We start from the raw sequence: 26,800 nt of genomic DNA on the forward strand, positions 1-26,800 counted from the left end.
TCGACTTCGGGTTGCTCACTCACGGTCTCTGCCCGCGGGCGAGCTCTCCGCCGGGTTTCGGCGTCGACCGCACCGGCACGATGCCGTATGAATCCAGTTCGCCTCGAGCATCAGTCACGGCGATGATGAGGCTGTGGCAGCGTTCGGGCACCGTGATGACAAGAGCGTTCTCCCACCCTTGAGGAAATGCGCCTCGGTAGAATCGCTCCGGCAGGGACCCTAGGCTCTCCACGTCGTCGCCGCATCCCAGCAGGAGCCAGATCTCCTGCTGTCCTCCGGGCAAGTGCTCGGGCCGGACGCTCGAGAGGCCGACGGCAACGGCCGTTCTGTCTCGAGCAATGGCCACGCCGACCGTGCCGTGCGCCACCTCGCTGAGGTGAAGCGTGCCGACTCGGTGTGCGAGGATGCGCCGCACGTCGAGAGCCACTCGATCGTCGCGGATGGCGTACTGCGCCGCCGAAGCGCCCAGCGGTGCGACGAGGGATCCCACCGCGGCGCTGAGTGCCGAGCTACCCAGGTATCCGAGGGCTGCGCCCGCGATCCACAGGGGGAGAAGTGCCAGGAGGCCCCTCCCGGGGATGCGCGGGTGGTGGCGCACCCCGCTCGAGATCGGATCAGCGGCTCGATCAGTCATCGTCGGCGTCTCTGGAGTGGCGGGCGACCGCGGCAGCGAACGTCTGTGCGGGGTCGGATGTGGATCCGGGGGCGCCACTGCGCGGGCGGCCGCTCAGACGACTACCGAGGTCGAGAACCGACGTCGGGCGGTCGAGAGTTGTCGGTTCCGCCACAGATCGAGGAGCAGGGCGTGGCTCGCGGAACGGCTCGACAAGCTCACGACGCGTGGCGAGCCGAACATCCTCAACCGCGCGGGCCGCCGCAGCAGTGGTCAGTGAGGATTCGCCTCGCGTCCGGTCCACAAACAGCGTGTGCGGTCGGTCGCCGCCTCCTTGACGCGCCGAGCGCATGACGATCGCCTCTAGAACGGGAAGCGATGAGATCCGCCTCGCGTCAATGTCGCCACCCCAGCGCTCCGCTACGACCCGGGAGTCGGCCGAACCGGCCCGAAAGGCGATCGAGGTGCCGACGTTTCCGTCCAGTGCCCGCAGGAGCGCGGCATCAAGCTGGCCGAAGTGCTGGTGCGCGAGAGTCAGGGCAGCTCCGAATTTGCGGCCCTCTGCCAACAGAGTGGGCAGGCTACCCGCTCCGAAGTTCTGCGCCTCGTCGATGAAGAGGCCGTACGGGCTGGTCTCCGTTCGCGCCAGGAATGCAGCCGCAAACCGGGTGATGTAGAGGTAGCCGAGAAGCGTGGAGGCGACCTCCCCGAGCCGAGACTTCGAGAGATCGATCAGAATGATGCGCTTCTCCTGCATCGCGCGCAGCGGATCGATGGCGTCTGCGCCGCCACCGAGTATGGCGCGCATCGCCGCGGTTCCCTCGAATCGGCTGAATTTGCTCGTCACCCAGCTCGTCATCTCACCGCGCGCCGAGTCCGGAATGCTGGGGAGCTCGCGGCGCCAGAAGTCCGCGAGATTCTGATCGGTCACGCTCAACGCGACCCGCCTCTGCTCCCGTGCATCGCGATAGAGGTGGGGAATGTCGAGGATGCTCGTTCGCAGACCGTGGATGCCATAGAGTCCGCGCAGCCCATTGGTGAGCCATTGCTCGAACTTCGGCCCGACGATTCCGGACGAGTTCGGGTCGAACAGGCGCTGAAAGACGAGCACAAGGTCCTGAATCGCGACATCGCGCAGGACGGGATCGGCGATATGCAACGGGTTGAGGGGTACAGGATTCTCATGGTCTCCTGCTTCGACAAGCCAGACGCGCTCACGATGGCGTGGTGGCAGAGCTGCGATGACCGAGCGGCACGTGGTGCCATGCGGATCGAGTAGCAGGAATCCGCGCCCCGCCTCAGCCCAGGACCTTTGGAGCTGAACCAGAAGGCTGCTCTTTCCCGACCCGGTCTGGCCCGTGATATGGACATGACGGGTGAGCTCTGCATCGGAGAGCAAGACGCGCGCGCGCCGTCGGGAGGTGGTCGGAGCCGTGCCGATGAAGGTTCCACCCTGTGTGGATTCAGGAGCGCCAGGAGAACTGATGGGTAGCGGTTCAGCGCCCACCGGGGGCAGTCCCGGGAGGCGGCCATCCGGGTCCACGAGCGGCGAGAGGAGAGCGACCACCGACTCCCTGTCGGCGAGACCGGGTCGTTCTGGCCCGAGCACTACGACGCGAGCATCGCGAGCAGCAGCGCGCAGATGGGCGAGCAGCGGAAGCGGCAGAGTCGGTTCGGGATGCACCAGACCGAAGCTGACCTGGTGCCGTTCGAACTCGACCGATCGAAGGCGAATGCGCAGCGCACATCCGGGGTGGCCGAGAGTCAGTGCGAGCCACGGCTGAAGCCCGAGCACGACGGCCGCGCAGACACTGGAGTCCATGTGTGCAACAGGGTCGCCGTCTCCCTCCAGGCGGAAGCCGCTTCGCGCCGCCCGGTGACCCAGATCGAGTCGGCTCATGCGGCCATTCGACCCCGCGTCCTGCGACCCGCACCCCTCCGGCGCGTCCACCGCATCCGCCACGACCACGTCGAACACCCGCTCGAGCAACTGAGCGATCTCGAGCGCGAGCGACTCGCTCCCCTCCACGAACCAGCGCAGGAGGGCGTTGCCCGAGAGGTCGGACCCGATCTCGAGCGCCAGGCTCGCGCTCGGTTCGAGTTCGAGCATGCCTGTCACGAGCGCACCCACTTCGGACGCCGCCTTCTGCGCGCCCGGACCAATCGGTCGAGCGGCTCGAGCCGTGATGATCGCGCTCACGGGCACCGCTCGCCGTCGAGGCCGCGCGAAATCACGACGACGCGGTTCTGCTGGGCGCGCTCCTCGACCAGCTGTCCCGCTGCGTCCAGATCATCGACCCGGCACGGCCACGTCGTTCCGTAGCCCCGCACCTCGATGGAGTCGAGATCGACATCGAGCTCCACCGCGAGCAGTGTCGCCACCACGCGCGCCCGTTGCTCGGACAGCCGCTGAGACGAGCGCTCGCTGCCCGCGGAGGCGGTCGAACCGGACACCGAGACGACTCCTTCGCACTCCTGCAGCGCGAGGGAGATCTGCGCGATCGTCTCGCGGGCCGATCGCGAGTCCACGAACTCGGCGGTGTCAGGGCCGAAGGCGATGATGGAGTCCGGCAGCTCGGCCCGGCAGCTCGCCACCGCCTCACTGCGCGTCACGGGCACCGGTGTCACGTGAGGGAGGGACTCGAGGGCCCACGCCTGCGCCGACTGCGAGTCAGAGCCGATGACGACCTCCGCACCGGCCGTCCGGAGGAAGTGCTCCCATTGCGCACGGAGGCCTTCACGGGTCGACGCCGTGAGCTCATCCTGTGGCGCAACCGTGACCCCCAGGCGGCTGATCTCTACCCGGACGCCACGGAGATCCGGAACCGCGCCCGCCTCCACGAGCGCCCGCACCCTCTCTTCCGCCTCGTCGTCGAGCGCACCCCCGAGCATCGAGAGGGCGCCGGCCGTCCCGAGCATCGAGTCGAGCACGACGACCGTTCGGGACCGCGCGGTCGGGTCGAGCGCTGCGGCGGCGAGCGCGATCGCCTCCGCGACGTCGGCCTCCTCTGTGAGGGAGGCTGCCTCGAGCACGGCGTTCTCGACGATCACGCCGAGGGCCTCGAGGTCGTCCCCGCGGTCGAGCGTGTTCGTGGGCAAGCCCTCGATGCGGTGGTCGAACACGACCCTCGGAGCACCCTCCACCGACACGACGACCACGCGGTCCTGGTCGGCATCGATGAGTTCCATCGCCCCACGGACGGCAGAGCTGGGAATCGCGGGCGATCCAGTGCGCACACCGGCGACGAGGGCGACTTCGTCTCCCTCGTCGCCGGTGATGCACCCGGTGAGCACGGTCGCCGCGAGCGCCGCGACCAGCGCGGCGACCCCGGCACGGCGGGGGCGGGGGCAGTAAGTGGGTGCGAGCATGACATCTCCTGTTCAGGGGGCGGGGCCGACCCGGCTGGATGCGACCTTCGATGAGCACACCAATCCCGCATCGGTATGCGGGCGGTGCTGCCGGGGCTCAGGACCAGTAGCCGCGATGCGCGGAGCAGACGAGCCCGATGCCGCAGGGGCACACGCGACCTCGCCACGCACCGCGGCACCGCTCGCAGATGACCAGCGGCTGCGTGCAGTGTGCACACCACCCGTGGGGTGCGAGCGGCTGCTGCCGGCGCATCATCCAGCGGAGAAACCTCATGACGCCTCCTCCCCGCTGAGCTCAGCAGCAGCGGTAGTCCACTCGGGCAGCTCGACATCGTCGTGGGGCTGGAATCTCGGAGCGGACTGCACGGCGCGGTTCCGCGCGAAGCGGTCCTCGAGGGACGTCGTCATCTCCGGGTCGGCGAACGCGTTGACGAGACTCGCTCGGTACTCGGACTTGGCGCGCTCACCGCGCAGCAGGAGCTTGTCGAACTCGGTCGCGTAGACCCGATCGGTGAGCTGGATGTCCAGTTGCTGAAGCGAGACCCTGTGTCGGATCGCGGCAGCGCGAGACGTCCAACCCGCCGCGGCGTCCTCACACTGCCAGAGAGCGATGCGGTCATCGAGCTCGGCCAGGCGCGCCGTCTCGTGGAAGATGGCCTCCTTGACGAGCAGGACGGCGCCGATGCCGAGCAGCACGACCGCCCAGAAGGCAATCTCGAGCGTGGAGTCTTCCGCCTGTGGCGACGTCGCGGCCGCGGCCGCGGCCTGACCGAGCTGATCCGCTGCGCTGTCGAGGGAGGAAGTAGCGCTCGAGCGATCGGCCGCGAGCTCCCGATCAGCCTCGACCCGCATGCCCGCGAGCGTGAGGCCCGCGATGATCCAGACGGCGATGAGGAGTGCCGCAGCGATGGCGCGCGCGACGATCTCCTTCACGCTCGACACGTGGCGAAGTCCCGCAAGGACCAGTCCGGCGACGAGCGGGGCGATCGTCAGGGCGAAGACTGCGCTGAGCGCGACGGTACCGGCCTGGAACCAGTCACCCAGCCGCATGAAGACATACACGTTGCCCGCCGTGGCCGCGAGCTCGAGGAGACCGCCCGCAAGTGTCGGCACCCAGACGCGTCGCCACCAGTGAGCGCGGATCTTCGGCGCGGTCTGTCGCGTGGCGACGACGGCCGATGTGTCGCCCAACTGCGCGTGTCGGCGCTCGTGGTCCTGCTGGGCCCGGCGCAGGTCCGCCTGCGCACCGTCAAGCCGCTCCCGCGTGTAGGTGAGCGATCCTGAGGCGCCGTCTGCCGGCGGGGTGTAGTCACCATTCTCCGCCTTCATGACATGCTCGGCACCGATTCGCGCCGCGGAGTGCCGACGCTTCTCGTTCTCCGCCCGGTCGAGCTCGGTCTGCGCGTCGATGACCCACTCGCTCGGCAGCGGTCCCTCGGCGGCTTCGACGCCGTCCGAGTCGTAGGCGCCGGAGGCGGCATCGCGCTCGGCGAACTGCTGCGCTTCGAGCAGCCGGTGGCCGGTATCAATGAGCGGCTCCTCCGGCGGGATGGTCGCGGACTGCAGGTCGCGGTAGTCCTTGTCCGTCTCGGTTGGGTCGGCCGGAGTGCGCTTGCGCGAGGGAGTGGGGTCAGTCATGGTCGTTCCGTTCCGTCGTGATCGAGTCGTGTGGTGGAGGTTGATACTCAGCGCGTGCTGTCGTTCGGCGTCAGTTGCCCCACCAATCCCGTGAGGGCTCGTCGTGCCGCGAGCGGCGCCCCCAGCGCGGCGTACGCGGGAATCACGGTGTGGTCGCGACGGCCCATCCCGAAGAGGCCGAACCGACGCCGGGTGTAGATCGCCGCGCGCAGGGCGAAGGCCTTCTCGCAGAGCAGACGGGCTGCCGCTGCCTCGTCGAGCAGAACGCGACGCGCGACCTCTAGTGCTGCACGCTCGCGCCGAGCCGACTCGACACGCTGCTGCCGGCCGCGCTCGGCCGCACGTGCGCGCTTGACGGCACGCACGCCGTGCGCCCAGGCAGCGCGCTCACTCGGCGCCGCGCCGGGTGAGCCGCCGACCTCCCGGGGCGGTTCGACGGGGTCCTCCGTGACAGCGTCGGCCAGTTCCGCGAGGCGCAGTTCCATCGTCGCCACGCACCGCTCAACATCCAGCAGCAGCGCAGCCTCGATCTGTTGGAACTGCTGCTCGAGCGCGCGCAGGTAGTACGTCTGCTCGTGGTCGGGCACGGTGCGCGCCGCGATGCTGTCGTAGGCGGCGCGGAGGGCGATCCCCAGGTGCTCCGGGAATCTCACGCGCGCATCGGGTACGAGCACGTCGACAGCGTGCGGTGCTGTGCCGAGAGGGGTGGCGGTGGTCGGTCGTGTTCTCATCGGGCAGTGCTCCTCGAGTTCCTGCGGGCGCCATATCGTCCGTCAGGTACTCCACCAATCCGCGCGAGTAGCGAAGACGGCTTGTGGAGCCCAGCCTGTGGGTTGTTGGGTGAGACGCGGTCGCCAGCGTCCGTCGCTCGCTACCTCAGTCGTCGAGGTCGTCGAGGTCGCCCCGGAGAGCTGCCTGGGCCGCGTCAAGGTCTCGACGCAGGAGGACGAACTGGGGCGAGGTGCGAACAAGGGTCTCAATGGCTCGCTGTTCGCTCGAAGTTGATCTCGTGAGCAGAGCGATCATGAGGTGCACACGCCGCTGCGCGCCCGGTCGTGACGTTGATCGCGACATGTCTCCGTCACTCAAGACGCTGCGAACAACGCGCAGGTGATCGAGCGTGTCCTTGCTCACGTGCGGCGTAGCGATCTCGGCGTCGTTCGGGTGGACCGCTCCCACCGCGGCCCCATCGGGAACCGTCGACTCACCATTCGCGCTGCGCTTGTCCGCCCCAGCACGCCGGCGAAGCTCGCGTCGCGTCGCGAGAATCTTTCGGCCGATGCTCGCCACTTGCGCCGCCGTGTGGACGCCTCCGTCAGCAAGCATCGCGAATCGTCCGCCCGGCTCAAATTGAGAGAGCATAGATCTAGCATCATTCGGGATCACCACGATAGCCCGGCGATCACCCAAGAGCTTCGCAAGCGGGTCGAGCAGGTCCTTCTTGTCTGCACCACCGATGAGCGTGATGGTCGCGGGCACACCGTATTTCGACTGTGTGAGCGCATCGCGCACAAGCGCTCTCTCCGCCAGGTTCTTGCCCCATCGAACCCTGCAGCCAACAGTCCAGATCCTGTCGTGGGCCGGTTCGGCTGGGCCCGGAAGGTATCGATCAGGCAGTACCGTGGTGAAGTCGAAGCGATCGGGGGCGCTCCGCACCGCTGCCTCGAAGGCGATCACGCCTTTGTCGCCCTTCGGGGACTTCTTCGGCACCGCTGCCAGGTCAGTCGCCTCGACACACCGCGGGCCCTTGCCGTACGAGCGCACTTGGCGCACTGCGCCGGAGTCGAGTTCTTCGACGAGATGAATCATGCCTTCCAAGAGCGAGTGGGCCCCTCGAGCGTCCGCCTCCCCGGCGAATCCCTTAAAGACGTTCTCCGTGTCCAAGAGGATGTCTGCTGCGTTCACCGGCACGCCTTCATCCCCTCGGGTTCGCACGAGATACCTCCGCATCGATACACCGCCCGCTGATCTTCGCCAACGGACAGGAGAAACGATATCTTGAGGAGCGACAGATCTTCACGCCCCGGTACCCCGCACGGAAGAACCTGGAGTCGACGCTGTGGCGAACGCTGCTTCCCTGCTCAAAGGATTGTGGGCAACTCTCGACGCGAGTCGCCTAGAAGGCACCCCTTTCGAACCGCGCGTCGACGGACGTGTTCCGCTCGCTGTGCGCAAGCACCTGTTCCCGACGTGGCTGAGCCTTCGATCAGGCTCGGCAATCGATCGTGATTCCCGAGCGAAGCTGGTTCGCGCCAGTGGTCACCTGACCGACGAGGGCGCAGCGGCGACCGAGGCGTGGTTCGAGAGCGTCCGTGCGCGCATCGAGAGCGACTGCGAGTGGTACCGCATCCTGCGTAGCCAGTACGACGCGCACCGCAGCAGGTCCGACGCAAGCGACGAAGGCGCGGCCGTTCCGGCAGTCCGAGACATCGCGGGAACGCTCATGGGTCTCGTGAAGCGCCTGGGCGCGTCCCCTGTGAATCCGCTCGCCGACGCAGACGTTGCCCTGCACACCGCCGATCAGGCGCTGCGAAAGCTCGCCTCGCCGGTGGCGATGGTGGCGAGAAGCGCCTCGATCAGGGCAGAAGCTCGCCGCGGTCGAGATCGGTACGAGCGGCTGATACACGAGGCGTGGGAGGCGGCACCCCTCAATCGCCCGCCGGTCGACTCGCCGCGGGTCACAGCGCTTCTCGACACAGTGGCCGCAGGTGCAACGCACACGATCCGCGGGTCTAGGAACGCTGCCATCCAAGAAGGTGATGCGGGCTCTCGCGCACGCGAGGCGTGGGAGCACATGGTCTCCCTCGACGACGAGGTGGCCGCGTATCGGTCGCCGCATCTGCTTGGGCTGTCCGCTGTGGACAAGGTCGAGCAGCCACAACTGCTCGACTCGCGCTCGTCCGTATCTGCTTCAGACCTCCCGCGGCTGCAACAGCCTCTCGTGCCGCGCATCACGCGACTGTTGCGGCCCGATCCACTGTGGACTTCTGCTGATCTCGCCCTCGAACGGGCTATCGCGTCGTCCGCGCAGCCGTACGGTCTCGCAGACCCTCGATCGAGAGCCACACTGATCCTCGCCTATCGCGCGCGGGCAGGTATTGAGCCCGCGTATCCCGATCCCCATCTCGATTCAGCCCAGATGGCGGTTCGGTTCGCCCTGCGCAAGTCAGGGGCGGTGAGTCTCGCCCTGGAGGAGGAGTCGCGCGCAGAGAGAGTCATGAGCTACCTCACCGACCAGCACCGACCGGTGCACGGCTTGTGGCTTCAACGGGTATGGGGGAACCTCTGGCGTCGCGAGCTCAACGGTCAACGCGTGGACGATCTCGATGAAGCGTGGGACCTCATCGTCGGGGTCGCCTATTCCTTCGGACAAGCTCTCCGGCCCAAAGTGACCCGACTCGGCAAACCCGGGACGGACGGTCACGAAGCCCAGTGGACCGATGACGACGCGCTGGACTTCGGATCGACCGAGCAGCTCACTGCGATGATCGCCGTGTTCCAGGACTGGGATGACGAGGAGTCGCAAGCTCGGTTCGTGAGTCGAGTGCGGAACTACAAGCCCGAGGAGGTCGCCGCGATCCTCGACGACCTGCCGAAGCCCCTGCCGACCACGATGAGCGAAGACCAGGCTCAATGGGAGGAGGCCGTCTCCCGGTGCGCTCGACGGAGTGTCGACGAGGAGCGAATCGCGGAGCTGGCGACCTGGAAGCGCATGGTTCGGAGCGTCACCTGGGCGGGGAAGAGGACCGGCTCGTGAACGTCACCCGCAATCGGTACGCCGTGGATGACGACAGGGTAGGCGCGCGGATTGGTGGACTCTGTCATGCGACGGGGACAATGGGTCCCCACGGACACAACAGATGGTGAGAGTGTGATGACGACGTTGAGTCGAGATGAACTCGGTCTGACCTGGATCGGAGGGAGCCCCGAAGGTTCCGCCGCCGACGAGGCCGCCGCCGTATTTCGCGAAGTCCTCCCCGTCCCCGGAGGTTCCGTCTGGATCGACGTGCGAGACCCTCGGCAGCTGTACGCCGTCATCGACGATCACGACGCGGCCGGTTGGTGGGTCGAGCAGCTGTTCGGCCCCGACATCGCCGATTTCGTGATGTCCGATGGACACGATGCGAGTGTGGACGTTGCTGACAGCACATCGATGCTCTATGCGGACTCCTCCCGCCTGCTCGAGCTGGCGTGGCTTCGCCGCTGGTGGACGGCGCCGATCACCGCCGATCGCGAGTGGACCATCGACGCGCAGCTCGGCCAACTGGCGTGGAAGTGCGAGGACCTCCTCGGTGACCTCCGGCTGGCCTCGGCGTTCCTGGAGCCGGCCCCAGTGCGTGAGAAGCTCGCCGCGTACCTGCTGGATGTGGCGAGACGAGGCGGTGCTATCGATCTCGGTGCGGATCCTGTCGCGACTGTCCTGCACGAGTCGGCGAGAGCTGCTCTCGATTCGACAGCGGTCGACCCCGCTCACTCGGTGCTTCGTCGGGCTTACTCCATGGTCGGGCAGGTGGAAGACGAGCTCCGCGCCGAGGTCGACAAGCTCATCATGAGCCTTCGGTCGACGCTCGAGACCGCGTCAGCCTCGCTGCACGAGCGCGAGGCGGTGCTGGCGGCAATGGACGTGAGGAAACCCGGCGAGGCTGCCCGGTCGGATGCGACCGACGCAGCCTCGCGGTTCCCGCTGTGGATCGATCCCCGTGCAGTGCATCCGCGATCGCTCGACTACCGGCGTGATGATCCCACGGGCGTGGTCGACGTCGTTATGGAGGGGGAGAGCCAGGTTGTGACGATCACGCTGCCGACCGTCCGCGCAACGTTCACTGATCCGCGAGACGTCCTCGTCGCCGACGTCGTGCTCAATGACGAACGGCACACGGCCACGTTCGAGCGGGCTGATGGAGAGAACCTCGTCGCGACCGTACGCGTCTCCGGAACGGCCCGGCCCGATGTGGCTGTGCGGTCGTTGCTCCACGACCACAGCGGACGGCCCGACCTGCGCCACCTGAGCGCTGCAGACGTGCGCGGCGCTCTCGAGCAGTACCGACTGGCACGCGCCTCGCTGCCGCATTCAGGGCGATTCGTCTTCGAACGCGCGACGAGCGCCGACTAGCGCTTGCCCGGTAGCTCCGCCGACTGGAAGACGCCCACCGCCGCCCACAGCAGTGGGCTCTCCGCGATCGACTGCGTCTTCCGCCACCGCGCGAGTCGATGACGTTGCCACACGCTGAAGGCGTTCGGGGTCACTGAGAGAGCGCCCTGCAGCTCGTCGATCTCTCGGGCCAGGGTGTCCAGCGCTGCACTCGCCCCCAGCATCCGCAGTGCCCGAACCGCCACGAGCATCCATCGCGTCGCGATCACGGTCTCGGCTCCGAGCTCCAGGCACGCCGACACCAGGCCGAACGGCTCATGGTGGCGCACGTCCAGACCGCTCTGGCAGGCGATGAGCGCAACGTGAGGAGGCATGGGCCACAGTTCCCGGCCCGCCAACTCCCGGATACCACCCTCGGGAACGCGCGCCGCGTCGGGAACAACGGGGCCCTCGGCACCGAACACCCTCTGGCGGATCGCTTCGTCGGGGAATCGGCGGTGGTAGCCGCTGGTTCCGACGAGCAGATCTCGCGCCGAGAAGGGACGACATCCACTCGCGGCAAGAGGCGCGAGTCCATACTCCCTCGGCGCCTCGCCGAGATGCAGCGACGCGTCCGCTGCCGTCTCCCCTGACGCCGAGACGTGTCCGACGTACAACAGTCTCGAGGGCCGCGGCGCTGCCCGGAGACGGCTCGAGAGGCTTCTTCGAGTGATCGGCTCCGGGTCCGCGTTCTCCCGCTCGGCCCAACGATCGCGGTCCTCGGAGGACAGCACGTGACGCGGCTCCTGGTCGATGATGCGGATGGCGGGCCCGAGTTCGCCGTGCTCAGGCAGCCGAGGTGCGAGCGAAGCAGGCTCATCCCTCACGATCGGCGCGAGCATGACGACATCGACGAGATCCAGGAGGCGCCGGTCGGGCTCGCGATCGGCGGGCACCACGAGTAGCTCCCAGGGCACCCGGGCACACGAACCGGGCGGCAGGATGCGCAAGGTCACCGGCGGAGGGCCGTCCGGCGTGGGGAGCAGGTCGTCGACGTGCCTCTCGAGCTGCGCAACGAGCTCGTCGGGAAGGAGAACTCGCGCCAGGTCTTCACTGAGCGCCCGCTCCCCATCGTGCGAGCAGAGCGCGCTGTCAGCCCACCCTCGAACCGTGAGGATCTTCGCGACCTCTGTGGGCTGATCGCGGTGGCGACGCAGCTCCGCGTCGAGGATCGGAAAGTGCCCATCTGACTCCTGGCCCGCACCGGGGTCATCTCGTTTCAGCGCAGCGGGTTGTGGGCGTGATGACGAGAGGGGGCGCGGAAAGGGCAGCGCGAGTTCGAACGCCTCAAGGGAGCGGTCGAGGGGCGCCCGGGGCACGACCGCGTGTCCGACGATCCCGTCGCTCCACACCCACGAGAGGAACACCCGATCGCCCACATCAGCACCCGTGAGGGTGATGTGGATCGGGTCTCGTGGGAGCACATCACCAGTCTGACCTAGAATTCGACGAGTTCCGACGCCTCCGCGGTCACCCGGGCCCCGCTCATGGCCCGGCCGACCGCGCAGAAGCGCACCGTGCATGACGAGCGTGGAGGTGAGGCCGTGCCGCCAGCCGACAGAGACCGTCCCGACCACTCTCCGCTCATGCAGCGCTCGGCCACGGTTCGTGCCGAACTGGACCGCCTCCGACAGCGATCCTCCATCCAGGGCGCCACGCTCACGAAGGAGCTGGCCGACCTGCTCACCTTGGCCGGCGACTTCGCCGAAGCACGGCGGCTCTATGGTGAGTCCATCGCCACCCTCGACAGGATCCTCGCGCTCGGGTCGGGGGCTTCCCGGCCCGAGGACTTCCTGCTCTTGGCACGAGCCCTTCACAATCGCGGCAGCCTCAGCAGGCAAGAAGGGGACGGTCCTGGCGGAATTGCCGACTACATCGAGGCGGCAGAGCGCGCTCCCGACAGCGCTTTCCGGGCCCGCGTCCACCTCTCGCACGCCGACCTGCTCATCTCGTCGCTCAAACATCGGGCGGAGGGGCGGGCGATGGTCGACGCGGTGGGACGCGAAGCCCGTGGTGTGGACCCCGATGTCGGCACGCGGGTGGCCCTGCTGGAGATCACAGCGGAGCTGGCACGGCTGGAGGGGGAGGTAGGCGACGCAGGAACCCTCATCGGTGAGGCCGAGCAGACGCTCAAGAAGTTTCTGGCGAAGCCGCACGGCACGACCTGGGACCCGCTGGTCGGCCATCTTCTGCCGATGAACAGGGTGAGGGCCGGCCAGCTGGATCTTCAGCTCGGGCATCGGGACAGAGCGGTGGAACTCGTCACCCATGCACACCGGGAGTTGAGCGCGGGCGGGTACCGAGCACTCGCCATCCACGCCGGACTCGTCCGCGCCGCTGCCGAGAGGGCAGTCGGCAACGCTACCGGTTCCCTGGAGACTCTCGAGATGCTCCGCAGCGAGCTCGACGCCGTCCCCAGCATGGACAGGCGCACTCGATCGGGAATCGAACGGCTGACCGGTAGTTGGCATCACGCCAAGGGAGACCTGAGTCGTGCAGCGTTGCATCATCGACGGAGCTTGGACGTGCTGCAGCCTCCCTGCCCCGCAAACGAGGAAGAGGGGAAAGCACCGCACTACCGCGCATCCGACTGGACGGCGGAGGCTCGTGCGGCAGCACTGCGAGATCTCGCCGCCGACCATCTCGCCGTGCGCAGCCCCCGGTACTCGCGGCGAGCGGCCATCCTGCAGGACGAGGCGCTGGCGATCCTCCAGGCGGCGGGCGCGGACAAGCTCGAGATGGCCCGGTTGACGACTAACAGGGCGCTGGCGCTCACGAGTGCCGGTGAGATCGAGCCGGCACTCTCGAGCCTCGCGGAGGCGGAGGCTGTGTTCTCGGCAGCGGGGTCCTGGCTCGACCTCGCCGCCGTGGCTCACAATCGCGCCGCCGTGCTCGCCGTCCGTGGAGACGATCAAAGCCTGCGTGACGCTCTCGACGCCCTGATCCCGGCCGCACTGATGCGGGATCTCGCGCGGGTCGATCTCCAGCAGCCGAGCAGTCGTCGCGCTCAGTGGGAGCACGAGACCCGCGCGTCCGTGGAGTCCGCGCTGCGCATCGCTGACCGACTCGGTGACTCACGACTCGTTGTCGAACTGACGGTGACCTTCAGGTTGGCCACCGTCCTGCCGGGTGCAGACGACTCGCGTCCCTCCACCCTCTCCACCACCGGCATTGTCTCCACGCCGATCCTGCTCGAGGAGGGGGACCTCATCGCGAGGGTGGGCGAAGGCGGCCCTCGCCCCGTGCGCGACTCGCTTCTGCGCGACGACGACTTGCTCGACGTCAGACCCGGTGTCACCCCGGGCATCACCATTGGAGGGAGGCGAGCGCTCGAGCGCTATGTGACGCGCGCGCACTCGGTGTACCCGCCGCTGCGCGCGGCCGCAGGACGGCCGACCGTGGCGGTTGCGTAGCCACGAGTGGCGTCGAACGACCCCACCGAAAACTAGACTTGTCCTCACCGCACCGCCCGTCGTGCAAGGAGCCCCTCCATGAGTGCAGCGCATGAGCTCGCGCCTCAGGCTGCCTCGGGTCTCGACAGCTCGTTGTGGATGACCCCGGAGCGGCTGTACTCATCCGACCGCTCCGTCTTGATCACGGCCGTGAGCGAGGCGATGCCGGTGGCCCTCGATGAGCGTCTCCTCGATCTCGATCGCGCAGCCGACGCGCTCGATCGTCATGACGAGAACCGAGCTCTCGAGCTGCTGATGCGCCCCGACAATCTGGATCGCCTCGTCGTCGTGGTTGAGGAGACGCTCGGCTCGGGTGACCTGGAGAGCACGGACGTCGTCGGACTATCGGAGCGAGCTGCGGCGCTCTCGGCACTCGTGCATGATCTCTCCCGCCTGACCAGCACCCTCGCCGTGCACGCACCCGAGCTGCGGAACCTCGCCGACGACCTCCGTGCCGCGCGCAGTCTGGTCGAGCTCGCGCAACTGATCGATTCGGAACCCCTGTTGAGCCGAGCGCTCGATGATCAGGGAGGATCAAGGCTCATGTCCCGCCCGGAGACACGCCCTGGAGGCCGCACACGCAGCGGAGTGAGGTACTACCCGCTCGATCTCGCGGTCGTTCCACCCCGTACGTTCGCGTGGAGGGGGCCCGAGCACCTCGAGGTCTGCACTCGGTCCGCCACGGAGTCCATGCTGACCGTCGAGCTCGACGTGGTGGGCGACGCAGTGGGGGAATCTGTCCTGGCGTTCGCGAGTGACGTGCACGGGCGCGTGCTCGCCAGGGCCGAGGTGCACGTTGACGGGAATGCGGCCCGCGCAAGGATCGAGCTCGACGGCGGTCTCTCCGACGTGCACTCCGTCGGAATCGCGCGCGCGTCTCAGCTGTCGGCAGCGGTGCGGCGCGCGGTCCGGGGCATTGTCGTGCCGGAGCGCTACGTGCTGCAGTCGTGGGTCGATCAGCGACTCGACCTCTCCTCGCTCATGGCTTCCGACGCTCATACTCGGCCTCTAGTCGCCCTCCGACACCCCGACGACAATCTCGAGACCGCGCTGGAACTCGCGCTTGTCGCCGGGAACCACGGCGACGCACGTGCCCTCCGAGCGCAGGTGCGCGAGGCCCGCGAGCGTCGGACCTGGGATGCCCCGGCATCCCGATCAGGGCCCTCTAGGCCGCTCCTCTCGGAGTACATTTACTCTCGCAACTCTCGAAGGGCGCCTGGTGGCCACTGATCGAACCTCCGCGTGGTCATCGACCGCCGCACTGCAGGACACCACCTGGCAGCACTTCGTCGTTCGCCTGGACCTCCCTCGTGACGGCCCCCACCGTCGCGGCGCGGCGGGTGCAGCCGAGGTCGACTCCTTCGTGACCATGGACTCCGAGACGGAACTGATCGCGAAGGCAGCGCGCAGCAGCGCCGCCGACTTGTCGGACGCGGAGCGCAAGGCCCTGGGTCAGAGGCTCCTCCCCGAGGAACACGGTGCTGCGTTCGCCCAATGGCTCAGGCGGACTGCTGCGGTCCCTCGTCGCCTTGTGCTCGAGTTCGCCGGCCAGGCGACAGGGCTCGAGACGGTCCCCTGGGAGGCGGCCATCGTCGCGAACAGGGAACTGTGGGACTACAACGATCTCTCGATCGTTCGTCGAGTGGCAGGCGTGGCCCTGTCGCCAGCACTCACACCCCGGCACGCACGCGAGACGTTCGTCCTTCAGTCCGACATTGAGATTCCCCTGCCTTCGCTCGACACCGAGTCACACCCCACCCGCGGATTCCTGGCAGACCTAGATCGGAACGTGCAGGTCGGGTCGCGCTCGACCGCGCTTCTGCACATGACAGCCCATGGCGCCGAGGACGAGCTGAAACTCGACTCGAAGGGCACCAAATGGATGTCGGCGGACCGCGTGCGCGGGATCCTCCACCGGCAATTTCCCGAGCTGCAGGTCATCGTCATCGCGGCATGTGGAGGAACCGGTCAGCCTGAACGTGCGCACGTTCCCTCAGCAACCACATTCAGCGAGATCGCGCCCGCGGTGATCAGCTTTCGAGAACCGATCTCGAGAGACCAGGCAGAGCAGTTCTGCGCAGAGCTCTACGCAACGCTCAGCGCGGGGAGCAGTGTCGACTCTGCCGTCGCCCGTGCGCGCCGTTCACTCTACGAATCGGATCGCAGTTCCGCGGCGCTGCCCCAGCTACAGCTACGGGTTCTGGGCGACACCCGGCTGTGGACGCCAGCCGGCGACTCCCCCTCCGGCCCAGTCGACAAGAGTACTCCGGATCGCGACGACTCGCCCGCCCTCGATGTACCCTGCCGGATCTCCGTAGGCGACCGCAGCGCACTCCTGTGGACGCGTCGAGGCAAAGTGGTCCAGCAGTCGATTTCGACGGGGCGATTCGATGATGCCGAGTGGGACTTCGAGGAGGGGGGCTCGTTCGCCGTCTCGGTCGTCGGAAGGGTTGCCGCCAGCGTGCGCAACGACACCATCACCGTCGTGACGTGCCGATCGACGACATCCGGCGTCGCGATATCGGCGTATCCGTGGGCCGCTGATCTGCGACTGCCCGACGAGCTGCGCGGCCGCGACGCCCGCGTCACGACCGTCTCCCTGCAGAATGGCCCCCACCTTCGGCTGTACCTGAGCACGAATGACGGCACCTGGCTCGCCTTTCTCGGCCCCTACGGGTGGAGCAACTGCAGGCGCATCCTCGAGGAGGAGGTCATCTCGGGGTTCGACGCTCCTCAAGGCACCGTGCTCGTCACTCGAGACGGCCGGGATGTGAGCGTCGCCGAGCAGGATCTGCCCGACTTGACGGCGACGCTGCCGCGCCTCGCGGGCGTGGACTTCGCCCACGTCGGGGGCGTCTCGTACGCCCTCGCTTGGGGCTGGCGACGCGGAGCACGCCAGGTTCGTGCCGCGCAGCAGGTCCAGGGGACGCCGTGGCAGAGCATCCCCCTCGGTGACATTCTCGAGAACCGGGCCGGCTTCCGTCAGCACGACGTCATGGCCGTCAGAATCGAACGGATGCCCCCCACACCTCGTGCCGAGCACGACTCGGCACCTCTCGATCACGTCCGTATCCTCATGGCCGTGCACAACGCCGGCCTCGCCGAGATCGAGCTCCCACTGGGGGACCGGCTCGCGACAGGGTCGACCGCGGGAGGAGGAATCCTATGAGTCGTCACACCCTCGTCGATGAGGTGAGCCGCGCCCTCGGTCACCGGCGGCTCGTGTGGGCGGGCCTGCGGGGCGACGACATCGAGCCGCTCGCCGACCTTCCGCAGCTGGGTGCGTCGTTCTCGATCCTCTCGCGCTACACCAGCCGGTCCGGCGTCACGGCCATCGCCTACGAGGACCTCACGGGTGTGCGGGAGGACCCCGAGGTCTGGGACATCGATGAGCACCTCGACGACCCTGCCACGACCGAGTTCCGGCGCGGCCTCCTCGCGGCCCTCGGCGGAGGCTCTGCCGCACTGCTGCCGTACCGTCCCTCCTCATTCCTGTCTTCTCTCTGGTTCGCTCGACGCGAGGCGTCTCTCAACCTGGGACTGTTCAGCGCTCAGCAGGCGGCGTTCGAGCACAAGCCCTGGGTGGAGTCGTCATTGAGAAGTCTGGGGATCCCGGGGGTGCCGTGGCGGTATATCGCCGATGAGGACCAGTTGGATGCCTATCATCGCTTTCCGAAGGACGGCGTTCTGCTGCGCCGCAGCCGCACCTCCGGGGGCGAGGGCTTCGTGAGGGTGACCAGCCCGGAAGACCTCCACGACCTGTGGCCGCGTGCCCAGGAGCGCTTCATGAGTGTCGCGCCGTACCTGGCCTCCGCCACGCCTCTCAACGTGGGCGCCACCGTGTGGCCCGAGACGGTCACGGTGCATCACCCCTCGGTGCAGCTCGTGGGGATTCCGCAGCTCGTCACCCGACCGTTTGGCTACTGCGGCAATGACTTCGGCCTCATGAAAGACGCGGATCCCGCGATCGTCGATGAGGTCGAGTCGATCACGATCCGCGTGGGCGAGTGGCTCCGCAGCCAGGGCTACCTGGGCACGTTCGGTGTCGACTTCCTGGTTCACGACGGACAGGTGCTCTTCTCCGAGGTCAATCCGCGGTTCCAGGGGTCCACGCACGCCTCCTGCCGACTCTCGATCGAGGAGGATCGCGCGTGCCTCATGCTCGAGCACCTCGCATCGCGGCTCGGCCTCGGCCCGCCGCCGCGCCCTCCCCTGCGCGACCTCGTCGCCGAGAGCAGCACACTCGCGCACGTCGTGTTCCACTCCGTCGCACGCGAGCCGATCACCATCAACGCCCGCCGGGCAGCCGAGGCGTTCCCCAGACATGACACACTGTCACTGGAGTTGTGGCCCGCGCCCGAGACGAGCGTCATGCCGGGCGCGGCGGTCACGCGATGGACGACTCGGCAGAGAGTGACCAGCACGGGCTTCGACCTCGTCGACACCCTCGCCGATATCCCCTCCGCCGTGATCGCCCACAACGACGCAAGGAGCGCGCCATGAGTGCAGACGACCGATCGGGTCCTCGTCAGATCTGGTTCCCGGCGAGACGGCAATCAGCGCGCCACTTTGCGTCGGAGGCATCGTTCCTGGCTCAACGCACAGGAACGTCGGGCTCGCTCTGGGACATCGCGTCGACCTTCGGTCGGCCCGTGCCAGAACCTCCGAGTACGCATGATTTCCCTCTGGCGTCTGGTCAGGGGGCCGCGGCGGGGCTCAAGGATCCTATCCAGGAACGCAGACGAGCGGTCTCGGTACTGCGCGTGCCCTGGTTCACCTTCGTGCTGGGTAGCGGGTGCCTGTCAGCGGCCGACACGGGACCCGAAGCAGGGTCGGATCCCGACTTCCCGACTCGGCTCCGCGCCGCACTGGCCACGAGCTTGGTCGACTTCACAGACACCTTTTCGACGAGCAATCTCGACGGCCGCACTGCGGATTTCATCACTCTCCTCATGAGAGATCGCACCGGTCGGGACGACCCCACGGCGGCATCAGCCGCCGTCGACCTGAACCTCGATTTCGGCGACGAGGGCTACCCCGCCACGGTGGCCCTCGCGGCGATGCTCGCGACGCACCTCCACGCGAACGCGAGGCAGGGAACGATGCGCATTCTGCGTGATGAGGAGCCGAACGGCGTGGCGTACCCGAGGCCCGACACCGAATTCGCCGACTGGGTCGTCGAGCCCCTCAAGACAGTGCTCGACGCTCTCGTCCGGGAGGGCGACGGTCGCTCGACGAAGTCGTCCCGAAAGGCGCTCGCCGCGCTCTGCGCATCGATACTCCAGTCCATGGCGATGGGTCGCGTTCGTGCACTGCACGTCGAGCTGATCACTGCATTCGCATGGCACTTCCTCACCGAGGGCACGAAGGTCTACCCGGGATGGAACGAGCTGCTGCTCTTCGGTGCCATGGAAGCGGACGATGGTGGTCACCCGATCGGAGAGTGGTACCGGAACGAAGTCGTGAACGCTCGTGACTCCAAACTCCGCCCGCCGGTCATCCGAGTGGATGCGGCCAACCAGTGGATTCGAGAGCGCATCGTCGCGGTCTCGAACCACTCATGGGAGTCGCGTCAGATCGATCGTGAGCCCTCAGAGCGAGCGCGCTTCTACAACTCCATCGCCGGCATCCTTCACGAGCAGGCGAGCGCCACAACGCTGAGTACGGTGAAGACACCGGTCCCGGTGGGCGTCGTCACGTCGTTCGACCTCGAGCTGGAGATGGCGCTCTGGCACCAGAAGACGCCCTACGTCGTGGTCATGCCGATCTTCGCGATCGAGGAGCGGGAGCAGAGCGCCTCCCTGCACTGGGTGTGGACCGAGGTTGACCCTCACGCCGCCGATACCACTAGCCCCGAGGGTGGCCTGCGGCTGCCCCGGGGTCTCGTGGCGCCAGGAGGGTGGAAACTCCTCAAGGATGGGACGGTCTTGGGGAACAAGCTCTCCCGGGAGCGATCACGGCCAGTCGTGGTCAGACTCACCGGATCCCCCCTCATGGACGTTCCCGAGCTCGCGAGCCTGAGCTTCACTGAGGAGACCAAGGCTCTTCATCACGCACTCCTGCTCGACGAGTACACCTCGCTCCAACTCTCGGCCCAGGACCTGTCTGGAGCAGCCGACGGTCTGCCGACCTTCCTGACGAGCGACGTGCCGGGCAGCCCGCCACGATTCTGGTTGTTCTTCGGCGCTCAGCTCGCTGATCCCGGGGTTCGTCTGAGGCTCATATCCCAGCATCTCGCGGCTCGAATGATGCGACATCAGGATGCCCATACGGAAGAGGTTGACGGTGATGATCGCGGCGGCGGCAATCCCGACCGCGCCGACCCGGACCGCGCCGACACGATGCCCTCGGGGCGGATCTCCGGACTCCTCATCAATGAGCGCTCCCACTTGAGCGATCGCGAGCTCTTCCTGTGGCATGACTTCGACGTCATCGATGGTCGGCACGTGGATTGGATCGACCGGCTCGACGAGGTTCGAGAACGACTTCACCACAAGTTCGAACAGTTGCGCACATCGATGGCGCCGGCGGAAGGAGACGATCGTGGCGCTGCTTGAGCGATGGGCGAGCACCCTCGAGGCGAACGAGGGCCAGTGCTTCTGGCCCGGCCCGCGACCGATGACCGACCCGGCGCGAGCGGCCCAGTTGATCGGCCGCGAAGACGAGGCGTACGACTTCTCCGATCGAGTCCGCGAGTTCCGCCTTGTGGTGCTGTCTGGCGAAACGGGAGTCGGCAAGTCATCGATGCTGCAGCTCGGTATCCGCCCGCAGCTTCAGCGGGACGGCTTCCTCGTCGTGACCTGCACGACCTGGCCGAACCCCGGCGAACTGGACGGGCTCGACGAGTCAGAGGTTCTCGACACCGTGGAGCGACTCTTCAGCCGGGCGGTCCGGGAGCAGTTGCCCTTCGAACTCGACGCGGACGAGGGGGTTGCGCGAGCCCTGCACCGGCGCTTCCCCGAATCGGGCGTCATCATCCTGGATCAGTTCGAAGAGCTCATCCGCAATCAGCCTCGGTTGTACGACGCCGTTCTGCGGTGGATTGAGCACGTCGTCAAGCGCTACCGCGTGCACGTCGTGATCTCCCTGCGCACCGAGTTCGAGCACCGCCTGCGCGACCTTCGAGTCGGCCCGTTCACGCGCAAGGACTTCTACCTGAGTCCCCTCCGCGCAACGGAGACGATCGCGCAGATCATCCGCTCAGCGCAGCGCCACGACGGCCTCGAGGCTCCAGCCATCGAGGAAGGCGACGGCGACGCTGATGGCGCGGTCGGTCGTATTCTCGAGCTGTGGGCAACGGAGGAGGGCGGACGAAACTGGTCGGGCGTAGGCCTCTTGCACCTCCAGGCGCTTCTGTACATCCTCTGGCGCACCCGTCAGGGGCCCACCGTGACGAGAGCCGACGTCGAGCGAGCAGAGTCGAGACTGGCCGAGAGATACCCCGGCGACTCCCTGCTCGGAGCCGCACTGGCGGAGGCTGTGTCGCTGAGGCTCGAGCAGTGCGCACTCGCGTTGCACGAGGTGTCGAGTCACGACCGTGCCTTGATCGATGGTGTCGTGGAGCAGATCGTTCGGATGACACGTCATCTCTCGAGCGGCGGCTACAAGGTTGATCACGAGCGGCGAGAGCTCGCCGAGCTCGTCCTCGAATCAGAACTGAGCCTCCTCGATACCGCCGACCCGACGGGAGAGCTCGCCGCGCAAGCGCGCGGCATCTTCGATCATTTCGCGAGAGAGACCGGCGTGAGCGATGGTTGGCTCGACTGCTCCCGCACGGTCCTCGTGCCGAATGGACTGCACGAGTTCATCGCGTCCGATAGAGGCGACCCCCACGAGCTCTCCGCTGGCCCGCTGCTGGGGATGCCGCCGCTCGCGGTCGCCGTGGAGGAGTTCCGACGGTTCTTCTTCGCCCTCGCCTGGCTTGATCGGAGCAGCATCATTCGCCAGGGGGCAGGCGAGGACACCGAGGCGCGGCTGTCCCTCATCCACGACGGATTCGCGCGCGGTCTGCGCACCTGGGCCGACAAGCACGGCCGCCAGCCCGCGCACGCGCTCACCCGCCTCTCGACGTCGGTCGGTGTCGTCATGCAATGGGAGCACGAAAGCGCGCTTGCCGAGCCCACGGGGGACTCGGAGACGCGTCGGATCGTCCCCAACCTGAGGTGGCGAGCATGTCGCGTCGTCAAGGCCACGTGGCGTCACGTCACCTTCGTGAACTGCGATCTGCGGGAGACGCACTTCGTCGACTGCACATTCGAGGGAGTGACCTTCGTCAACTGCCTGCTCGACGGAGTCTCGTTCCACAAGAGCACAATCCTCGGCATGCCGGCCGCCCCGGAGGAGATGCAGGGGGCCCATCGCGAGCGCCTACTTCCTTCCTTCGTCCTCGAGACTCCTCAGACCGTCGCCGTGCTCGACAAGTACCTCGAGCAGAACAGCGATACGCCCTACCTCGCCTCGTGGACCTCGGGTCGCCCCGCGCAGCCCAGTTCCGATGCTCTTCGAGCATCCCTTTCCGAATCCCGGCTCGACGACTTCCGACTGGAGCGCGAGGCGCCGCAGCGCGGTGGGCTCGTCTTCTACGGCGGTCGCGTGAGCTCGCTCATGTTCATCGACACAGCGTTCAACGAGGGTGGGGTCTCGCTCCGCCACGTGGCGGGCACCTCTCTCGACTTCGTCGAGCAACGCGGAGGGTCGATCGAATTGTTCGATGTCGCTATTCGCGGCTTCAGCGTGAGCCCCCCGGTCGCCGTATCGGCCGGAGGCCGGGTGAGTTCACACGCCGCGACACCTCCCCGCCGGGCGCCGCTCACCGTAGCCGTCATCGACTCCATCCTGCAGAACGCGTGGTTCTCGGTGCCGTTGCTGGGTGCCGCCACGATCACCAATACCGTGATCTGGCAACTGTTCAACGGCAACGCTCGCAACGCGGAGGGTTTCACGGTCACTGTCGACGAGAGCCCCAATCTCTCGACGGTCAACGCCACGAAGGGGCCGGGAAGCGCGGTGCTCGATCCCGACGACTTCCTCGCGGTCGACGAACCGCGCGGTGATGTGCTGACACTCGCGAGCCGCATCGACTACCAGTCACTGCATAGACTGCTGCAGTCCTTGCCTCCTGTGCCCGAGGAGTAGCTCGAGAAGAGCGACGCGAACGTGCAGCGCGAGGTCGCTCTGGCGATGGAACGCCATCCGCGGGTCGCTTCGCGCCGACCACGCGATCTCATCGACGATCGGCATGGGCGAGAGCACCACGCCGCCGTGCTCCCTGAGGGTCAGGAGCGCCGCCCTGTCGATGCGCAGTCGCGTGCGGGCCGCCTCTGAGATCGTGTCGTCAGGAACACCGACCACATAGATGACGTCGAACTCCGTGAGACCAGCGAAGTCGTGTCGCAGCTCTGCCGAGGACAGCGCCGAGGGAAGGGTGAAACCCTCATACAACACGGGGTCGCTCACGACGACCAGAGCACCTGGAGGCCGCACCGCGAAAAGATCCAGCAGGCTTCGTGCTGCGCGCATCCTCATGTCTCCTACCATGAGCACGCGCGCGCTGCTGAGAACACCGACGAGCTGCTCGATGGCGAACAGATCGATCAGCGCTTGCGAGGGATGCTGCGGCGCCGACCCGCGGTCGCCGGCGTTCAGCACCGGCACGTCGACGGGTGTCCCCGCGAGCACCGTCCTCAGCGATTCCGGGACTCGCGCAATGAGCACGTCCACATACCCCGCGACCGTTCGGAGCGTGTCGCCCACGCTCTCGGCCACACTCGGGCCGGTAGCACGGCGATCATCGACGGCCACCGTCTGCATACCCAGCCGGTGGGCGGCGGCAGTGAATCCGACGCGAGTACGCAGGGAGGGCTCCAACGTCACGACACCCGCAATGCCTGATGCGACCTGGGGCCGCGCCCCCAGCATGATCTCTCTCGCCCGCTCCTGCACATCCTCGATCTCCGCCGGCGTCAGGTCCCGGGTCTCGAGGATCCGCCGTGGACCGCTGTCAGACACGGGCGACCAGCTCGGGAACCTCATGGGAATAGCGCACCCCTGATTCGTCGCGATCGGCGAGCGCCAGGGTGTTGTGCGTGCACGGCGGACACCCCGGCCCCAGGGGGGACCCGAACTCCGCGGCCATCTCTCGAGCCCGGAGGAACACGGAGAGCGAAAGTTCCGCGGTGGGTGCCGGGGCCTGGGCCATCGGCGTGACCGGATCCGGAGTGAACGAGCTCAGCACCGGAACGCACCCTCGCTCGAGGATGGCGCGAACGCCAGCAAGCGTCGACTCTTCAGGCTCGAGTCCGACCATGAGCATCGAGCGCACCCGTCCGGGCCCGAGGGTCTCGGCGGCGTCTGCCAAGAAGTCGAGGTAGTACTGCCGACCCTGTCGATGCTTGTGCCGCATCACCGACTTGGCGATGTCTTCGTCGAAGATCTCCAGGTTGACGGAGAACTCGTTGACCCCCAGCTCATCGAGCCTCGGAAGATCGAAGAGTCCCGGGAGGGGCACCATCATGATGTCGACATCGATCCCCGGAAAGGTCGTGAGCACAGACTCGTAGACGTGCTTCAGGGCGTCGACGTGCGCTGGGCCGGGTGTTCCGCCCGAGATGAGAAAGTGATGGGCGGGCTGGCGCTCATCCTGCAGAGCGACAATCGCCGCTTCCAGCAGAGGATCGAGCGGCTTCACGCCGGCATAGGTGTCATCGAACGGAATGTTGCAGAAGTCGCAGACCATCGCGCAGCCAATCGTGGGCGACAGCCGCGCCCGGTCGCCATGCGTAACGACATAGTTCCAGAAAGGACGACCGTTCTTTCCGGTCTCGAAGTGGTACTTCGCGGGCGGCCAGAACTCGGCGCGAACCTCGACGCCCGGTGCGCGCACGACGAATCCGTCGCTGTCGTGATCGAGCATGTATGCCGCATCGTCGCTCGAATCCGGAGCCAGCATCGAGACGTTCACCCAGACGTGACCGTCAAGTCGAAGAATGACACCTCGGGTGGAGGCATAGTCATCCGGTGACCAGGGCCCACCGTCCACGACGTGATTGATCGCAGCGGTCGCGCGCGCCGTGGGCGCTGCACCGGTCGACAGCAGCTCGAACTTGAGTCTCTCCGCAGTCGAGAGCGTGGCCGACATGTGTTCCTCAGATTCGTTCGACAGTGCGCTGGTAGTGCCCTCGAGCCGGGCGTCCCGGGTTCGCTCGAACGATACTCACTAGAGTCGGATGTCATGGAGACCGATGAACCGGGGGATCGCTCAGTAGTGTCCACGATCCTATCGCGACGCAGCATTCGGGAAGGTTTCGAGAAGCGATCGGTGAGCAGGACCGATCTGGAGACGATCCTCGCGTGCGGGCTCGCCGCTCCATCCTCCAAGAATGCCCAGCCATGGCGGTTCCACGTCCTTCTGGATGACGCAGTCCGCTCTCACATCGCCGATGCGGCCGAGCTGTCGCCCGATGCCGACGACTACGTCCCCCACGATCCACGCACCGGACGACCGGACGCGGCGTGGAGCTCAACTGTCGCGGAGTCAGCCGCCGTGCTGCGCTCCGTTCCCGTCGCCATCGCCATCGAGAATCGCGGTGTGTTCAGCGGAGGGCTGCAGGTGATGCGTCGCGCGAGCCACGAGAATCTCGTCGCGTCACTGACCGCGTTCGGCCTCGAGAACATGGGATTAGGCACAGCGTTGAGCAATATGTGGCTCGCGGCCAACTCACTCGGCATCAGCGCGGCCTTCCTTGGCGACCTTGCGATCGCCGAGGAGGTGGCCGGTCCGCTGTTGGGATGCTCGGGCGACCTGATCGGCATTCTCGCGCTGGGCTACTCCAGCGCCGTGGCGCCTCCGCGTCGCCAGCCGCCTCGCTCCACCCAGGTCGCTGAGCCCGTTGTGTGGCACTAGGGTCGAGCAGCCCGGATCGTCTCGACCCGAGCGTCAGAGTATTTCGTACAGCAGCAGATCGCGGCCTGCGCCATCCATGACGCGCGCGTTGTGCTCAGCAATGCCAGCCACGTCAGCCTCATCGATCTCCTCGGCACGGCGACGGACGGCACGTGTCTCCTCCGCGAAGGCGGTTGTCGGGGAACCGTCGTCCAGCGCAATCATGTACCGAGCGAGCGCAAGCCCCCCGCGCGCCTTCAGCTCTCCGCGGACCCCTTCCGCAGCGTCCACCGCGCGCGCGAAGCTCTCCTCTGCTGACGACCAGTCGTGCATCGCGAGTTGAAAGCTCCCGCGCTTCTCGGAAAGGAATCGGCGGATGAGGGCCGGGCTGGGCGACTTGGGGGTCACCGAGATCCCGCTGCTCGGCACGCCCATGAAGGGTTCCAGCTCTTGCAGGATCTCGAGTGCCTGCGGCTCGCCCTCGATGACGTCGAGCGTGCGTCCGCGGGCATAGTCCTCGTTCCTCCGCGACAGAGCGATGAAGGCCTCCGCCATCAGGAGAGCCGCCACCGCCTCGTGCCACCCGACAAGGCTCGCTCTGGTGAGCGCACGCCTCCTCCACACCGCGGCGAGACCCCATGCACGAAGCTCCGCGGCGCAAAGCGACAGCAACCGGCACGATTCCGCATCCTCCGCAGACGGCGGTCTGACCTGCA

At 67.2% G+C, this 26,800-nt stretch carries 19 protein-coding genes; 9 read left to right on the top strand and 10 right to left on the bottom strand.

What is annotated here, in order from left to right; all coding sequences use genetic code 11:
• Positions 1–19: 19 nt before the first annotated feature.
• The 6 genes from RJQ01_RS10175 to RJQ01_RS10200 form a co-directional block, all read right to left on the bottom strand.
• Complete coding sequence (locus tag RJQ01_RS10175; protein ID WP_350476616.1) at positions 20–634, bottom strand: hypothetical protein; 615 nt, start codon at positions 632–634, stop codon at positions 20–22.
• Positions 627–2,813 carry a type IV secretory system conjugative DNA transfer family protein gene (locus RJQ01_RS10180; protein WP_350476617.1) on the bottom strand — a complete coding sequence of 729 codons (2,187 nt, stop codon included), beginning with the start codon at positions 2,811–2,813 and terminating at the stop codon, positions 627–629. The genes RJQ01_RS10175 and RJQ01_RS10180 overlap by 8 nt, the downstream gene beginning before the upstream one ends.
• Entirely contained in the window at positions 2,810–3,982 is a 1,173-nt protein-coding gene (locus RJQ01_RS10185; protein WP_350476618.1) for an OmpA family protein, read from the bottom strand. Before RJQ01_RS10185 ends, RJQ01_RS10180 begins: the two co-directional genes overlap by 4 nt.
• 270 nt (positions 3,983–4,252) lie before the next feature.
• On the bottom strand, positions 4,253–5,620 hold the full coding sequence (locus RJQ01_RS10190) for a hypothetical protein (protein ID WP_350476619.1): 1,368 nt from the start codon (positions 5,618–5,620) through the stop codon (positions 4,253–4,255).
• Positions 5,621–5,667: 47 nt separating this feature from the next.
• Positions 5,668–6,351, bottom strand: a complete 684-nt coding sequence (locus RJQ01_RS10195; RefSeq protein ID WP_350476620.1) for a hypothetical protein — start codon at positions 6,349–6,351, stop codon at positions 5,668–5,670.
• A gap of 145 nt (positions 6,352–6,496) precedes the next feature.
• Positions 6,497–7,525, bottom strand: coding sequence for a hypothetical protein (locus RJQ01_RS10200; protein WP_350476621.1), 1,029 nt, complete (start codon positions 7,523–7,525; stop codon positions 6,497–6,499).
• A 154-nt stretch (positions 7,526–7,679) separates the two neighbouring features.
• Between RJQ01_RS10200 and RJQ01_RS10205 the strand changes: the two genes are divergently transcribed.
• Both RJQ01_RS10205 and RJQ01_RS10210 read left to right on the top strand, forming a co-directional pair.
• Positions 7,680–9,377, top strand: a complete 1,698-nt coding sequence (locus RJQ01_RS10205; RefSeq protein ID WP_350476622.1) for a hypothetical protein — start codon at positions 7,680–7,682, stop codon at positions 9,375–9,377.
• 117 nt (positions 9,378–9,494) lie between these two features.
• Complete coding sequence (locus RJQ01_RS10210) at positions 9,495–10,733, top strand: hypothetical protein (RefSeq protein ID WP_350476623.1); 1,239 nt, start codon at positions 9,495–9,497, stop codon at positions 10,731–10,733.
• On the opposite strand, the gene RJQ01_RS10215 is transcribed toward RJQ01_RS10210, so the two are convergent.
• Positions 10,730–12,175, bottom strand: coding sequence for a CHAT domain-containing protein (locus RJQ01_RS10215; protein WP_350476624.1), 1,446 nt, complete (start codon positions 12,173–12,175; stop codon positions 10,730–10,732). The two genes, RJQ01_RS10210 and RJQ01_RS10215, sit on opposite strands and share 4 nt — an antisense overlap.
• A 63-nt stretch (positions 12,176–12,238) precedes the next feature.
• On the opposite strand from RJQ01_RS10215, the gene RJQ01_RS10220 reads away from it, so the two are divergent.
• From RJQ01_RS10220 to RJQ01_RS10245, 6 genes are all read left to right on the top strand, one after another.
• On the top strand, positions 12,239–14,164 hold the full coding sequence (locus tag RJQ01_RS10220; protein WP_350476625.1) for a hypothetical protein: 1,926 nt from the start codon (positions 12,239–12,241) through the stop codon (positions 14,162–14,164).
• A gap of 78 nt (positions 14,165–14,242) precedes the next feature.
• A complete protein-coding gene (locus RJQ01_RS10225; protein ID WP_350476626.1) occupies positions 14,243–15,433 on the top strand; it encodes a hypothetical protein in 1,191 nt (396 codons plus the stop codon).
• Positions 15,423–17,372: a CHAT domain-containing protein gene (locus tag RJQ01_RS10230; protein WP_350476627.1), complete on the top strand. Its 1,950-nt coding sequence runs from the start codon at positions 15,423–15,425 to the stop codon at positions 17,370–17,372. Before RJQ01_RS10225 ends, RJQ01_RS10230 begins: the two co-directional genes overlap by 11 nt.
• The gene (locus RJQ01_RS10235) at positions 17,369–18,706 is read left to right on the top strand and encodes an ATP-grasp domain-containing protein (RefSeq protein WP_350476628.1); all 1,338 of its coding nucleotides are present in this window, start codon (positions 17,369–17,371) and stop codon (positions 18,704–18,706) included. The genes RJQ01_RS10230 and RJQ01_RS10235 overlap by 4 nt, the downstream gene beginning before the upstream one ends.
• A 449-nt stretch (positions 18,707–19,155) precedes the next feature.
• Positions 19,156–20,760 (top strand): hypothetical protein, encoded by a 1,605-nt coding sequence (locus RJQ01_RS10240; RefSeq protein WP_350476629.1) that lies wholly within the window; start codon positions 19,156–19,158, stop codon positions 20,758–20,760.
• Positions 20,747–23,338 (top strand): nSTAND1 domain-containing NTPase, encoded by a 2,592-nt coding sequence (locus RJQ01_RS10245; protein ID WP_350476630.1) that lies wholly within the window; start codon positions 20,747–20,749, stop codon positions 23,336–23,338. Before RJQ01_RS10240 ends, RJQ01_RS10245 begins: the two co-directional genes overlap by 14 nt.
• Here RJQ01_RS10245 and RJQ01_RS10250 read toward each other — a convergent pair.
• Together RJQ01_RS10250 and RJQ01_RS10255 are read right to left on the bottom strand one after the other, a co-directional pair.
• Complete coding sequence (locus RJQ01_RS10250) at positions 23,291–24,235, bottom strand: aspartate carbamoyltransferase (RefSeq protein WP_350476631.1); 945 nt, start codon at positions 24,233–24,235, stop codon at positions 23,291–23,293. The two genes, RJQ01_RS10245 and RJQ01_RS10250, sit on opposite strands and share 48 nt — an antisense overlap.
• Complete coding sequence (locus tag RJQ01_RS10255; protein WP_350476632.1) at positions 24,204–25,340, bottom strand: radical SAM protein; 1,137 nt, start codon at positions 25,338–25,340, stop codon at positions 24,204–24,206. Before RJQ01_RS10255 ends, RJQ01_RS10250 begins: the two co-directional genes overlap by 32 nt.
• A gap of 93 nt (positions 25,341–25,433) precedes the next feature.
• Between RJQ01_RS10255 and RJQ01_RS10260 the strand changes: the two genes are divergently transcribed.
• Complete coding sequence (locus RJQ01_RS10260; protein WP_350476633.1) at positions 25,434–26,105, top strand: nitroreductase family protein; 672 nt, start codon at positions 25,434–25,436, stop codon at positions 26,103–26,105.
• Positions 26,106–26,138: 33 nt separating this feature from the next.
• Here the strand turns inward: RJQ01_RS10260 and RJQ01_RS10265 are convergent, their stop codons facing one another.
• A complete protein-coding gene (locus RJQ01_RS10265) occupies positions 26,139–26,654 on the bottom strand; it encodes a hypothetical protein (protein ID WP_350476634.1) in 516 nt (171 codons plus the stop codon).
• Positions 26,655–26,800 lie beyond the last annotated feature (146 nt).

It is taken from the genome of Microcella sp. (genome assembly GCF_040286215.1).
In the GTDB taxonomy this organism is placed as follows: Bacteria; Actinomycetota; Actinomycetes; order Actinomycetales; family Microbacteriaceae; genus Microcella.